The following is a 12,529-nucleotide window of genomic DNA, read 5'->3' on the forward strand; positions in this document are numbered from 1 at the left end:
TACGGCGACGGCGGCCGCGACAAGTCCGACACGGCCGGCGAGCGGATGACGGGCCGGCGCCGCGGCGGCGAGGCTCACGTCGTGCTGGAATACAACGATGCGCTCCGGCTCTCTTCCAGACGTGCACCCTCGGGCGACGAGGACCGGACGACGGACGGCGCAAGCCTAGCCAGCGCCGGGGACGGCCGCCAGGGTCCGTCGATGTCGGTCACCGGACGGCGGCGGCCCGGGTGAGGGCGGCGCCGGCCTGAGCCGCGCGGGTCAGGACCAGTCCTCCGCCGGGGCCGGGTCCTGCGGCGCGGTGGCCGTGCCGGGCGGCCCGCCGTGCGTCCACGGTGTCTCCTCCGGCGCGGGGAACGCGCCACCGGGCAGGAAACCGTCGGACAGGCTGGTCAGGCAGATCCGCTCGCCCACCTCGGGCACGGTGCCGGGCGGCGCGGTCAGTCCCCGGCCCATCCCGCCGGACAGTTCGAGCACCACCTCGGTCTTGCCGTCGCCGCCGGGCGTCACGAACACGATCTTCGCCTTCTGCCCCGGGCGGGACGGGGAGTACAGCGTCGCGCCCACCGGCATCGGCACCGGCTCGGTGGTGACCACCTGGATGCGCGGGCGCAGCACCGGCCGCCTGCCGGAGTCGTCCACCCGCGCCGGGTCGGCGAGCGTCACCTCGCCGACGAACGCCTCCCCGGTCAGCCGGTGCTCGGCCATCACCAGCGGATCGTCGTAGGCGCGCTGCACCGCCCAGGCGGTCGACGCCCGTTCCAGCCGCTGCAACCGCAGCGCCGCCGCCACCGCGCCGTCGCGGCGCGGCTGCGGGCCGCCCCCGGTGTCGACGTGCTCGGCGTGCGCGGTGAACGCGTCCCGGTCACCGGCCCACCGGCCGGTCACCCGCGCGCCGGCCGGCAGCGTCCGCAGCAGCCCGACGCCGCGCCACATCAGCTCCCAGGTGGGCGCCAGCTGGTCGCGCAGCAGGCCGGTGAGCTCGTCGTACGCGGCCGAGCGCGCAACCGGGTCGTCCTCGGCCCGGGTGTACGCCTCGATCGCCGGGGCCAGTCTGCGGTTGTCGAAGTCCGGGTCGGTGGCCGGCCCGGCGGGCGGGCAGCGGGCCGGGTCCTCGGCGCGGGCCGCCGCCTCGGCGCCGGTCAGCCCGGCCGGCGGGTCGAGCCAGCCCAGCACCGCCGGCAGGTGCAGGTCCTCCACCACGCTCTGCCCGGTCGCCCAGTGCAGCGTCAGCGCGTCGGTGAGCGCCAGCAGCGCCGACGAGCCGGGCTGCTCGGCACGCTCGGCGAAGAACGTCAGCCAGCGCCCGAGCAGCGGCACCGACTGGTGCACCGGATAGTCGCCGTCGGTACGGCGGAACCGGGTGGAACGGCCGAACAGCCGCAGGAACGTGATCCCGGCCGGGTTCGGCACCAGCAGTTGCGGCGCGTCGGCGTACCGGTGGCGGACGTCGCGGCCCCGGTCGACCGGAACCGCCTCGGTCAGGTCGCGGAACTCGTCCAGGTAGGGCAGCACGATCGCGGCCAGTTCGGCGGCGAAGGCGAACCGCTGGTCCCGGTTGCGCGGCTGCGGCACCACAAGCAGCCGGGCCTCGTCGGGCGCGGCGCCGACCATCGCCGCGAGCGGGGCGTTCGCCTCACCGGCGAGCGCGAGCGGCACCAGCACCAGCGGCCGGTCGGACAGGTGCAGGTGTCGGACGGTGGCGACCGGCTGGGCCCGCCCGGTGGCGACCGCCTGCGCCCGGGCGAGCGCGCGCAGCGTACTCACGCGGGGTTTCCGGCGAGTGCGTCGGCGCGCAGGCGCGCGGCGGCCCGCAGCAGCGCGGCGGCCTCCGCCTGCTCCGGCTCGGGCGCGGCCGAGCCCTCGGCGAGCGCCAGCACGTCGGCGACCTCCTCGACGCCGCCGAGCGCCTCGCGGACCGGCCGGCCCAGCGCGCCGGTCTGCCCGCGCGCCTCGTGCCGGCAGAAGTACGCCAGCTCGCAGGCGGCCAGGCAGTCAGGCGCGTAACGCGCGGGCACCTGGTGCAGCGCGGCGGCGAGCATGGCCGGATCGGCCGCCGGGTCCACTGTGAACCCCGCCGGTACGGCGGCGAGCAGATCCTCGACCCGGGCCATCCGGGCCAGTTGGCGGCGCAGCACCAGCAGTTGCCGCCGGACGTCGAGCAGGCTGGCCACCGGCTGGTTGGCGAAGTCGCGCGGGCAGACCAGCACCACCTCGTGCGACACCAGCTCCGGGTCGTGTCCCTCGGCGGCGAGCAGTTCGCGCAGCGCCAGCACGTAGACGGCGGACTGGATCGCGGCGGCGGCGACCTTGCCCGGGTCGGCCTGCCCGTCGATCACCGGGAACGACTTGATCTCCACGACGTGGAACCGGCCACCGAGCCGGGCGGCGACCAGGTCCGGTTCCAGGTGCACCCGGGTCCCGGCCACGTCCAGTCCGAGCAGCGGATGGTCGAACAGCGCCGGGCCGTTCCCGCCGGCGGTCAGCGCCGCCCGGGAGCGTTCCGGCCGGTCGTCGTCGGCACCGAGGTCGGTCCAGGTCGCCTCGGCCGGGACCGGTACGCCGAGGCGCTCCGCGACCAGGCGCAGCAACAGTGCGCCACCGTCGGCCTTCACCTGCGCCTCGAAGGCGTTGCCCCGGGTGATAGCGAAGCGCGACTGCCCGAACCGGGCCGGGAAGCCGAGCCGCTCGGCGAGCGCCGGCTTGTCCGCGCCGGCGCTGTCCAGCACCGCGCGGCGGGTGCAGCCGGGGTTGCCGGTCAGCGCGGCGATGGTGCGGGCGTTGTGCCGCCGGGGCGGCCCACCACCCCTGATCCGTGCCAGCCGATCTTCCACCCGATGAAGTGTAAGGAAGGGCCCCTTGTTAACGCCTCCGGTAGAGGACGGGCCCCTTGTTAACACCCCGGGCCCGGTCGGTCAGCGGCCGGCGGAGCGGTTCCAGGGCGAGCGGGGCGACTGCGCGCCCGCGACCGGACGGCGCCGTCGGCGGTGCCGGCGGCCGGGCGTGCAGGGCGGACGGGCGGCGGTGTGCACCGGCACGGCGGGTGGGGTGACCGGCTGCCGGCCGATCAGCCAGCAGAGAAAGCGGGTCACTGTCAGCCGACCGGGAGGCGCTGGGCCTCGGCGCGCGAGATGTCGTACTGGGCGCCGCAGAATGTGCACTGCTGCGCGTACCGGGTGCGCAGCGGGATCAGCGGGACGAAGAAGAGGCTGAACTTGGTGACCCGGCGGGTGATCACCTGGGCGGCCTGGTTGCCGCAGTTGCGGCAGACCTCGGTGACGACGCCGGACCGGACGACCTTGGTGCGCAGCCCGAAGATGAAGAACATCGCCCGGCATTACCCACCCGAGGTCCGTGTTAAAAGGGGCCCCCTCCTCTACCGGAGGCGTTAAGAGGGGGCCCTTCCTTACAGCCAGATCGGGTGCCAGTCGGGCACCTCGTGGAAGCGGCGCAGCTCGGCCCACCCGGCCACGTTGCCGCACCAGGCCGCGTACGGCGGGTTGCCCTCGTCGAAGCCGGACTGCACGAACGTCAGTTTCGTCTTTCCGTCGGACTCCGCCAGCTCCCAGGAGGTCACGCCGACTGGCCCCCAGTCGATGGACAGCGCCCGCCCCGGCGTCACGTCGAACACCTTCGCGGCCTCACCGGCGTCGAGGCCGCCCATCGCGTACCGGCCGCCCTCCCAGGGCTCGACGCCGATCGGGAAGCCGAACCAGGCGGTGACCTGTTCCGAGTCGGTGAGCGAGGTCCACACCTTGTCCATCGGCGCGTCGATGACCGTCTCGCCGCGCAGGTCGGCGGAGGTGAAGTCGGTACGCGGCAGCAGCGGCCGGCCGTCCAGGTGATCGTTGAGGTGGGCGATCGCCAGGTACCAGTACGTCTGGAGCACCCCCCGGATGCTGCTGCCGCTCATCGCCTCCGCGTAGTCGAAGTGGCTCTGCCGCAGCGTGAGTATCGTGCCGTCGCCGTCGGGCTCCACCTCGAACTCGGTGGTGGTCTCCACCCCGTCGAGCGTCCACGCGAAGCGCAGCGTCCGGTCGTCGACGTGCAGCAGCCGCTGGTGTGGCGCGTCGCCGTCGGGCGTGTAGCGGCCCCAGAACTCGTACCGCCGGGGCAGCTCGACCTCGACGTGCTCGGCCAGCCAGACGCGCAGCTCGGCGGGGTCGGTCAGGGCCCGGCGGACGGTCGCCACCGGGGCGGCGAGGCGGGCGCGGATGGTCATCGGCTCAGTCATGCGTGTCGCCTTTCGGGTAGCAGGCCACGGCGAGCTTGAAGGCGTCTCCCTCGGCGCCGCCATAGCGCGTGAACAGGTCCCGCAGCGTCGTCTGCAGGTCGTGCAGGAACTCCTGCCGCCGCTCGGCGGGCACCCGGATCTCGCCGGAGACGCCGATGGACGGCAGCTCGGGGGCGGCACGGTCCAGCGCGGCGATGTCGGCCTGGACCTCCTCCATGAGGTCGAGCAGGTAGCCCAGGCTCAGCTCGTCGCGGGCCCGGCGGGTGCCGCCGATGCGGCCGACCAGGCGGGGCGAGAGCCAGTACGACCGGGCTGCGGCCTGGTAGATGCCCTCGGTGATGCCGCGCACCTGCCGCTGCGCCACCTGCTCGGCCAGCCCGGCCGCGACGAGCTGCTTGACGTGGTAGTAGACGCGCTGCGGCGTCTGCTCCAGCCGGCTCGCGACCTCGGTGCAGGTGCGGGGTTCGGCCAGTTGCCGCAGCACTTCGATGCGCTGCGGCTTGAGCAGGACCTCGGCCTGCTCGCGCTGTTCCAGGTACAGGACGTCTCTCATGGCAAAATCAGTTTGTACATACAAAACTTCTTTGTCAATGACTTCCACGAAAGGCCGCGCGGTCCGCGCGGCCTTTCGTCGGTACGTCGCGTCAGGGCGTCCAGTCCGGACGCAGCGGGTACCCGTTCACCCCCTCGGGGCCGTTGTGCGTGGCGAGCACGTGGTGCAGCTGGATGCCGTTGCGTTCGAACGCCAGCCGCGAGCCGGCCATGTAGAGCCCCCACACCTTCGCGGTGCCCGGCCCGACCTCGCCGACGCAGAAGTCCCAGTGCCCGACCAGGTTGCGGCACCAGCCGGCCAGCGTCAGCGCGTAGTGCTGCCGCAGGTTCTCCTCGTGGTGCACCTCGAACCCGGCGTCGTGGATCTCGCTGATCAACCGGCCCGGCCCGGCCAGTTCGCCGTCCGGGAAGACGTACCTGTCGATGAACGCGCCGGAGCGGTGCGGCGCCCGGTTGTCGGCCCGGGTGATGCAGTGGTTGAGCAGCCGCCCGCCGGGCTTGAGCCGGGAACGCAGCGCGCCGAAGTAGGCCGGGTAGTTGCGCACGCCGATGTGCTCGGTCAGCCCGATCGAGGAGATCGCGTCGAACTGCTCGCGCGGCGCGTCCCGGTAGTCCAGGTGGCGCACCTCGGCCAGCTCGCTCAGCCCTTCCCGCTCGATGGCGGCCCGCGCCCAGTCGGCCTGCGCCTTCGACAGCGTCACGCCGAGCGCCTTGACGCCGTACTCCCGGGCCGCGTGCCGGACCATGCCGCCCCAGCCGCAGCCGACGTCCAGCAGCCGCATCCCCGGCTTGAGCGCCAGCTTGCCGGCGACCAGGTCGTACTTGTTCCGCTGCGCCTCCTCCAGCGTGTCGCCGGGGCTGCGGAAAACCGCGCAGGTGTACGTCATGGACGGCCCGAGCACCTTCTCGTAGAAGGCGTTCGACACGTCGTAGTGGTGCGAGATCACGCTGCTGTCCCGGGTACGCGAGTGGCGCAGTCCGGTCATCAGCCGCCGCCAGCGCGGTGCCGCCTCCTGCGGCGGGGGCGGCGGCGGACGCAGCCGTTCCCAGCCCAGCCCCCGGACCAGCGCGAGCGCCTCGGCCACCGCCGGGACGCGCAGCGGCACCTCGTCCTTGATCACCCGCAGCGCCTCGTACGGGTCGCCCGGGTGCACCCCCTCCAACCCCAGGTCGCCGCTGACGTAGGCGCGGGCCATGCCCAGGTCGCCCGGCGCGGTGAGCAGGTAGGACAGGCCCCGCTCGGTGCGGATCGCCAGGGTGATCCCGGCGTCGGCCGGGCCCACCGCGCTGCCGTCGTAGCCGGTGACCCGGATGGGCAGGTCGCCGGTGGTGACCGCGCGGACGACCTCCGCGACAGTGGGTCCGGTACGCCGCCCGCCCGCCGGCGGGCCGGCCGGGGCGCTCGCCGCCCCCGGTGTTCGGTCGGTCAGACTCATGCTCGGGATACCGCCTTCTCGTACAGTCCGGTGAGTCGGTTGTCCGGGTCGTAACGGTCCTTCACGGCACGCCAGGTGTCCCCGCCGTAGAGCCGGTCGAACTCGCCCCGGTCGTAGTACGCGTCGGAGTAGAGCGACTTGTGGCCGCCGACCTCCGACACCATGCGCTCGATCTGGCGGTTGACGTCGCCGTCGGCGGAGCCCGCCGCGATGGGCACGCTTCCCCAGAAGCCGATGTTCACATACGTTTCGCCCGGTTGGAGCGGATATAGCGGCCACCCCTTCGCCGACCCGGGACCGGACGGCTCGCGCAGCCGCAACGGGCACAGCCACACCGGCGTCATGCCCACGTTCGCCGCGAACCAGCGCAGGAACTCGGGCGTGCGGTCCAGCGGGACCTCCACGTCCTGCACCACCCGCTCGCGCGCCGGGCGGCCCCGCCACCTGTCGACCCGGGCGGCCACCTGGTGCCGGTGCTCCAACCGGACGATCCGGTGGTAGACGTCGCTGCGCCGGTAGCGCCGCGGCCACAGCCGCCGCACCACCGGGTGCTGCACCCCGAACGCCGCCGAGCACCAGAACCAGTCGGTGTCCCAGCGCCAGAGATAGTCGTACGCGGACAGCGTGTCGCGGGTGCGCCGGCGCAGCGAGCGGTAGTAGATCTCCTGGCCGGTGTAGTCGGACGGCGGACCCTCGGCCTCGTCGGTGAACGCGCCCAGCACCAGGTATGCCTCGCCGGGGCTGAACACCACCCCGTCCATGGCGTCGACCGGCTCACCACCCCAGGCCCCCTTGGCGACCACCTCGCCGACCGCGTCGACCAGCTCCTCCAGCCGGGTGAACCGGATGTTGCGCAACGACACGTGCCGTCGGACCGGTTGCAGCTCGATGCGCAGCCGGGTGGCGTAGCCCAGGCTGCCCAGCGAGTTGGGGAAGGCGCGGTGCAGGTCGGCGTGCTCGCCCCGGGGCCGGGTCGTGACGATCTCCCCCGCGCCGGTGAGCACGTCCATCTCCAGCACCGACTCGTGCGGCAGGCCGTTGCGGAAGGACGTCGACTCGATGCCCAGCCCGGTCACCGCCCCGCCCAGCGTGATGGTGCGCAACTGCGGCACGACAAGCGGCATCAGGCCGTGCGGCAGCGTCGCGTCGACCAGATCCTCGTACGTGCACATGCCCTGCACGTCGGCGGTGCGGGCCGCCGGGTCCACGGCGAGCACACCGGTCAGGCCGCTCACGTCCAGCCCCGGCGTACGCGGCGCGGAGCGGGGCCGGAACAGGTTCGAGGTCTGCTTGGCCAGCCGTACGGGTTCCCCGGCGGGCACCGCGGCGTAGGAGCGTCGCAGCGTGTCCACCGCCCGTTCATGATCACGGACAGCGTGCATGAGATCACCTTACGCGCGGGTACGACAAATTCGTGGGACGTCCACGGTGGCCATTCGGCGACTCGCCGACGACGCGCGCGTTAGCGTGGCCGCCATGGCGAATCCCGCGCTGACCGCTCTCGACCATGCCGGCCTGCCGTACCGGGTGATCCGCCACGGTCCGGTGGCGAGCCTCGCCGAGGCGGCCGCGGCGCGCGGCGTCGAGGTGCCCGACGTGGTCAAGACGATTGTGGTCCGCCGCGGCGAGGGTGACCTGCTGTTCGTGCTCACCCCCGGCGGCCGGGTGATCTCCTGGCCGAAGCTGCGCGCCCTGCTCGGGGTGAGCCGGCTGTCGATGCCCGACGCCGCCGCGGCGAAGGACGCCACCGGGTACGCGCGCGGCACCATCACGCCGTTCGGCTCCACCACCGCCTGGCCGGTGGTCGCCGACGAGCGGCTGCGCGGCCGGGAGGTCACGCTCGGCGCGGGCGAGCACGGCCTGGCCGTCGCGCTCGACGCGGACGCCGCGCTGGCCGCGCTCGGCGCGACCGTCGCCGACGTGACAGACGAGGAGCCCACGCGCGCAGCGGTGGCCGGTGCGCGGCGACCGGCATAGCGTGGAGGACATGCCGAAAGCCGTCTGGAACGACCTCGTCGTCGCCGAGAGCGACGACACGGTGCTGGTCGAGGGCAACCACTACTTCCCCCGTACCGCGCTGCGCGAGGATCTGATCCGAGAGTCCGACACCCACACGGTCTGCCCGTGGAAGGGCACGGCCTCCTACTACACGCTGGAACACGGCGGCGCCACCAGCCCGGACGCCGTCTGGTACTACCCCGATCCCAAGCCGGAGGCGGAGATGGTCCGCGACCGGGTGGCGTTCTGGAAGGACGTCCGGGTCGTCGACTGAGTCACCGTGCCGCCGGGCGACTGGCACCCGGCGGCCCCGGTGGGTCACTATGCCCCCATGGCCGACCCGCACTCCGACCCGTCCGGCACCGTCTACGGTGCCCGCCGCGCCCGTGGTGTCCGAGGCGTCCGGCTGCCCCAGGACCCGCTGATGCGGGTCGCGCTGGGCGTCGGCGTGGCGGGCGTACTCCTCGGGGCCTTCTTCGCCACCGGCGTGCTCGGCGGCGGTGGCGAGCGGCCGGTGGTGCCGGCGGCTGCGGTGCCCACAGCGGAGCCGAGCGAGCCGGGCGCGGAACCGACGGCGGAGCCCGCCCCGACCTCGGCGTCGCCCTCGCCGAGCGCGGCGCCGACCACACCGGCCGCACCAGTCGCCACGCCGAAGGTGCTGCGGGGCGTGCCGTCCGGGCGCTGCCTCGGCGTGACAGGTGACGAGGCCGAGGGCGCCCAGGCCGCGCTCGCCGACTGCACCGGCGGTCCGGAGCAGCAGTGGGTGGTCACGCCGGTCACGAACGACACCTACCTGCTCGTCAACGCGGCGAGCAGCAAGTGCCTGGACGTCAACGAGGCCAGCACCGACGACGGCGCCGACATCCAGCAGTGGTCCTGCAACGGGCAGGCCAACCAGCAGTGGCGGTTCCAGCCGGCCGGGAACGGCGCGGCGCTGCTGGTCGCGGTGCACAGCGGCAAGTGCGCGCAGGTCGACGACGCGGGCACCGAGGCCGGGCGCGAGCTGGAGCAGGCGCCGTGCGGCGGCGCCGCCGAGCAGCAGTGGGCGGCCGGCTGACGGTCAGCCCCGGTAGCTCCAGGCCCGCCGGGCCGGCACCGGCAGCGCGAACGCGGGCTCCCCGGCGGCACGGCGGCGCAGCAGCAGCGACAGCCCGGCCGCGCCGATCGACAGCGCACCCGCCACGTACCAGGCCGGCGCGTAGTCGCCGAGCCGGTCCCGGACCAGACCCGCGCCGGTGGCCGCGAACGCGGCGCCGAACTGGTGCGCGGCGAACACCCAGCCGAACACCACGGCCCCGGACGCGCCGAACCACTCCCGGCACAACGCAACCGTCGGCGGCACTGTGGCCACCCAGTCCAGCCCGTAGAAGACGATGAAGACCAGCATGCTCGGCCGGGCCGAGCCGGCGAACAGGCTCGGCAGCACCAGCAGCGACGCCCCGCGCAACGCGTAGTAGGCGCCGAGCAGCAGCCGGGCGTCGACCCGGTCGGTGAGCCAGCCGGAGGCGATCGAGCCGGCGATGTCGAAGAGCCCCACCACGGCGAGCAGCCCGGCGGCTGTGGTCTCCGGCATGCCGTGGTCGTGCGCGGCCGGCACGAAGTGCGTACCGACAAGGCCGTTCGTGGTCGCCCCGCAGATCGCGAAACCGCCGGCGAGCAGCCAGAACGCCCGGGTCTGCGCGGCGGCGGCGAGCGCGCCGACCGCCCGCGCCGCCGCGCCGCCCTCCGGCCGGGCCGGCGGCACGACCTCGGTCGCGCCGTAGGCGGGCCGCCCCAGGTCCGCCGGATGCTCCCGCAACAACCACACCACAAGGGGTACGACCGCCAGCGCTGCTCCGGCCACGACGAGTGCCGCCGTGCGCCAGCCGTGGTCGCGCACGAGCACCGCCAGCAGCGGGAGGAAGACGAGCTGCCCGGCCGCGCCGCCGGCGGTGAGCACGCCGGTCACCAGGCCCCGGCGCCTGACGAACCAGCGCCCGGTCACCGTCGCCACGAACGCCAGCGCCATCGAGCCGGTGCCGAGCCCGACGAGCACGCCCCAGCAGAGCAGGAGCTGCCAGCTCTCGGTCATCCCCACGGTCAAGCCGCTGCCGGCGGCCACCAGCAACAGTGCGCCGGCCACCACCCGGCGGATGCCGAACCGGTCCATCAGCGCGGCGGCGAACGGCGCGGTGAGGCCGTACAGCAGCAGGTTGACCGAGACGGCGGCGGAGATGGTCGCCAGCGGCCAGCCGAACTCGGCGTGCAGCGGGTGCAACAACACGCCGGGCGTGGCGCGGAAACCGGCCGCGCCGACGAGCGCCACGAAGGCGACGGCGGCGACGAGCCAGGCCGGATGCGGGCGGGATCGGGTCACCAGCCGAGTCTCCGGCCGGGCGGTTGCGGGGGACGAGTGGCCGGAAAGACATCATGCGCAATAATCGGGCCATGTCTGTACCGCACCGGATCGCCGTCCTCGCCCTCGACGGCGTGGTGGCGCTCGACCTCGGCACCCCGGCCCAGGTCTTCGGCGCCGGCCGTACCGACGACGGCAGCCCGCTCTACGCGGCGGCCACCTGCACCCCGGGCGGGCTGCCGGTACGCAGCAGCGCCGGCTTCCAGGTCCTCCCCGACCACGGCCTGGAGCTGCTGGAGCGCGCCGGCACCGTGATCGTCCCCGGCATCCACGGCGGCCCGCCGATGCACGACGGGATCGTCTCCGCCGAGGTGGCAGACGCGCTGCGGGCCGCGCACGACCGGGGCGCGCGCGTCATGTCCATCTGCACCGGCGCGTTCGTGCTCGCCGCCGCCGGCCTGCTCGACGGCCGCCCCGCCACCACGCACTGGGCGTACGCGTCGCGCTTCCGCCGCCTGCACCCCGGCGTACGGCTCAACCCCGACGTGCTCTTCGTCGACGACGGTCGCGTGCTCACCTCGGCCGGCGTGGCCGCCGGCATCGACCTGTGCCTGCACGTCGTACGGACCGACCACGGCAGCGCGGTGGCCAACCGGGCGGCCCGGCGCTGCGTGGTGCCGCCGTGGCGTGACGGCGGGCAGGCCCAGTACATCGAACGGCCGGTGCCACGCGGCGCGGACCACGGCACCGCCGCCACCCGCGAGTGGGCGCGGCAGCGGCTGCACGAGCCGGTGGCGCTGCGCGAGATGGCGGCGCACGCGCGGATGAGCGTCCGTACGTTCACCAGGCACTTCCGTTCCGAGACGGGGCTCAGCCCGGCGCAGTGGCTGCTCCAGCAACGCACCGAACACGCCCGGCTGCTGCTGGAGACGACTGATCTGAGCGTCGACCGGATCGCCCGGGACGCGGGCTTCGGCACCACCGCCGCACTGCGCCAGCACCTCCACGCCCGGGTCGGCGTGTCCCCCACCGCCTACCGCCGCACGTTCCGCCCGTCTCCCGCCCCGCCCACACCCCCGCCAGCTTCCGTCGATCTTGGAGTTGTGGCACCTGGAAGGCCTGGCATGTCGGAGTTGTCCACTGCCACACCTGCATGATCGGCGGTCTGCCGGCCTGATCCTCAGGCAAGGTGGGGCTGGCGGCGCAGGGCGCGGAGCTGGGTGAGATGCAGCGGCAGGTGCACGCGGATGTGCAGATCCAGCGCTCTGCCCCAGGGCAGCGAGTCGTCCACGTCCAGGTCGAAACCCTCGCGCAAAACCGTGTCCACAGGCGTCTCCGCCGCCGGGCCGAGCCGTTCGGCCAACGCGCACAGCTTCTGGCTCGTGGCCCGGAACAGCGCGGCCACGCCGTCCAGCCCGCCGCACTCGGAGACCAGCGCGTCCAGTTGCGGCCGGTGGATGGTGTCGAGGTCGTAGTAGGCGAACGGCGAACCGGCCAGCACCGCCTCGGTCGCCTCGCTCATCAGCTCGTCGTTGGCGGCCAGGTGAGCCACGATCTGCTCCGCGCTCAGATCCCCCTCCGGCGGAGGCCCGAACCCGCCCGCGTCGATCTCCGCGAACAACGCGTCGTACGCCTGCCGCAGCGCCGGGGCGTCCACCTCGTCCATGCCCCGCATCCAACCCTCGTCGGCACCGCGGGCACCCCGGCTACCGTGGCCGGTTCACCCGGACGCGTGAAGGCCGGCACCCCGTTCGGGGTGCCGGCCTGTCTCGCTTACTTGTTCCAGTGCTCGGCGACCAGGTCGGCGGCCTGCTGCTCCCACTGGGCGTAGTGGTCCGGGTAGGCCGACACCTGGACGGTCTGGGCGGCCTTGGTCAGCGGCATGTCCTTCCAGCCGTCGACCTGCTTGAGACCCTTCAGGAACGCGGTCGTGGAGTACTCGGGGTCGGTGATCTGCTCCACCGTGCCCCAGCC

General features: G+C 73.9%; 13 protein-coding genes and 1 pseudogene. 4 read left to right on the forward strand and 10 right to left on the reverse strand.

Going from position 1 to position 12,529, the window contains the following annotated elements; genetic code table 11:
- Positions 1–261: 261 nt before the first annotated feature.
- The 7 genes from AB0D28_RS15285 to AB0D28_RS15315 all read right to left on the reverse strand — a co-directional run bounded on the left by AB0D28_RS15285 (position 262) and on the right by AB0D28_RS15315 (position 7,604).
- Positions 262–1,767: a hypothetical protein gene (locus AB0D28_RS15285; protein WP_357386112.1), complete on the reverse strand. Its 1,506-nt coding sequence runs from the start codon at positions 1,765–1,767 to the stop codon at positions 262–264.
- Entirely contained in the window at positions 1,764–2,834 is a 1,071-nt protein-coding gene (locus tag AB0D28_RS15290; protein WP_357386114.1) for a hypothetical protein, read from the reverse strand. Before AB0D28_RS15290 ends, AB0D28_RS15285 begins: the two co-directional genes overlap by 4 nt.
- 260 nt (positions 2,835–3,094) lie before the next feature.
- A complete protein-coding gene (locus tag AB0D28_RS15295) occupies positions 3,095–3,328 on the reverse strand; it encodes a zinc-ribbon domain-containing protein (protein WP_357386116.1) in 234 nt (77 codons plus the stop codon).
- 78 nt (positions 3,329–3,406) lie between these two features.
- Complete coding sequence (locus AB0D28_RS15300) at positions 3,407–4,234, reverse strand: SRPBCC family protein (protein WP_357386118.1); 828 nt, start codon at positions 4,232–4,234, stop codon at positions 3,407–3,409.
- On the reverse strand, positions 4,227–4,787 hold the full coding sequence (locus tag AB0D28_RS15305; RefSeq protein WP_357386120.1) for a helix-turn-helix domain-containing protein: 561 nt from the start codon (positions 4,785–4,787) through the stop codon (positions 4,227–4,229). The genes AB0D28_RS15300 and AB0D28_RS15305 overlap by 8 nt, the downstream gene beginning before the upstream one ends.
- A gap of 91 nt (positions 4,788–4,878) precedes the next feature.
- Positions 4,879–6,222, reverse strand: a complete 1,344-nt coding sequence (locus tag AB0D28_RS15310; protein WP_357386122.1) for a class I SAM-dependent methyltransferase — start codon at positions 6,220–6,222, stop codon at positions 4,879–4,881.
- Complete coding sequence (locus AB0D28_RS15315; protein WP_357386123.1) at positions 6,219–7,604, reverse strand: FAD-binding oxidoreductase; 1,386 nt, start codon at positions 7,602–7,604, stop codon at positions 6,219–6,221. The genes AB0D28_RS15310 and AB0D28_RS15315 overlap by 4 nt, the downstream gene beginning before the upstream one ends.
- A gap of 94 nt (positions 7,605–7,698) precedes the next feature.
- On the opposite strand from AB0D28_RS15315, the gene AB0D28_RS15320 reads away from it, so the two are divergent.
- From AB0D28_RS15320 to AB0D28_RS15330, 3 genes are read left to right on the forward strand one after another with little or no spacing between them, the layout of a single operon-like run.
- The gene (locus AB0D28_RS15320) at positions 7,699–8,199 is read left to right on the forward strand and encodes a YbaK/EbsC family protein (RefSeq protein WP_357386125.1); all 501 of its coding nucleotides are present in this window, start codon (positions 7,699–7,701) and stop codon (positions 8,197–8,199) included.
- 10 nt (positions 8,200–8,209) lie between these two features.
- Complete coding sequence (locus AB0D28_RS15325) at positions 8,210–8,494, forward strand: DUF427 domain-containing protein (RefSeq protein WP_354865186.1); 285 nt, start codon at positions 8,210–8,212, stop codon at positions 8,492–8,494.
- Positions 8,495–8,551: 57 nt separating this feature from the next.
- On the forward strand, positions 8,552–9,277 hold the full coding sequence (locus tag AB0D28_RS15330) for an RICIN domain-containing protein (RefSeq protein ID WP_357386127.1): 726 nt from the start codon (positions 8,552–8,554) through the stop codon (positions 9,275–9,277).
- A gap of 3 nt (positions 9,278–9,280) precedes the next feature.
- Here the strand turns inward: AB0D28_RS15330 and AB0D28_RS15335 are convergent, their stop codons facing one another.
- Entirely contained in the window at positions 9,281–10,576 is a 1,296-nt protein-coding gene (locus AB0D28_RS15335; RefSeq protein WP_357386129.1) for an MFS transporter, read from the reverse strand.
- A gap of 53 nt (positions 10,577–10,629) precedes the next feature.
- Between AB0D28_RS15335 and AB0D28_RS15340 the strand changes: the two genes are divergently transcribed.
- A complete protein-coding gene (locus AB0D28_RS15340) occupies positions 10,630–11,712 on the forward strand; it encodes a helix-turn-helix domain-containing protein (protein ID WP_357386131.1) in 1,083 nt (360 codons plus the stop codon).
- Positions 11,713–11,735: 23 nt separating this feature from the next.
- Here the strand turns inward: AB0D28_RS15340 and AB0D28_RS15345 are convergent, their stop codons facing one another.
- Together AB0D28_RS15345 and AB0D28_RS15350 are read right to left on the reverse strand one after the other, a co-directional pair.
- Positions 11,736–12,212, reverse strand: coding sequence for a hypothetical protein (locus AB0D28_RS15345; RefSeq protein ID WP_357386143.1), 477 nt, complete (start codon positions 12,210–12,212; stop codon positions 11,736–11,738).
- A gap of 116 nt (positions 12,213–12,328) precedes the next feature.
- Positions 12,329–12,529 (reverse strand): annotated as a pseudogene (locus AB0D28_RS15350) (hypothetical protein); the annotation flags it as partial.

The sequence above is a fragment of the Micromonospora sp. NPDC048169 genome (genome assembly GCF_040652815.1).
Lineage (GTDB): Bacteria > Actinomycetota > Actinomycetes > Mycobacteriales > Micromonosporaceae > Micromonospora.

What these genes read in the sequence shown, in the direction of transcription:
- AB0D28_RS15295 (WP_357386116.1), bottom strand. Translation starts at nt 3,328, where the DNA reads ATGTTCTTCATCTTCGGGCTGCGCACCAAGGTCGTCCGGTCCGGCGTC.
- AB0D28_RS15300 (WP_357386118.1), bottom strand. Translation starts at nt 4,234, where the DNA reads ATGACTGAGCCGATGACCATCCGCGCCCGCCTCGCCGCCCCGGTGGCG.
- AB0D28_RS15305 (WP_357386120.1), bottom strand. Translation starts at nt 4,787, where the DNA reads ATGAGAGACGTCCTGTACCTGGAACAGCGCGAGCAGGCCGAGGTCCTG.
- AB0D28_RS15310 (WP_357386122.1), bottom strand. Translation starts at nt 6,222, where the DNA reads ATGAGTCTGACCGACCGAACACCGGGGGCGGCGAGCGCCCCGGCCGGC.
- AB0D28_RS15315 (WP_357386123.1), bottom strand. Translation starts at nt 7,604, where the DNA reads ATGCACGCTGTCCGTGATCATGAACGGGCGGTGGACACGCTGCGACGC.
- AB0D28_RS15320 (WP_357386125.1), top strand. Translation starts at nt 7,699, where the DNA reads ATGGCGAATCCCGCGCTGACCGCTCTCGACCATGCCGGCCTGCCGTAC.
- AB0D28_RS15325 (WP_354865186.1), top strand. Translation starts at nt 8,210, where the DNA reads ATGCCGAAAGCCGTCTGGAACGACCTCGTCGTCGCCGAGAGCGACGAC.
- AB0D28_RS15330 (WP_357386127.1), top strand. Translation starts at nt 8,552, where the DNA reads ATGGCCGACCCGCACTCCGACCCGTCCGGCACCGTCTACGGTGCCCGC.
- AB0D28_RS15340 (WP_357386131.1), top strand. Translation starts at nt 10,630, where the DNA reads ATGCGCAATAATCGGGCCATGTCTGTACCGCACCGGATCGCCGTCCTC.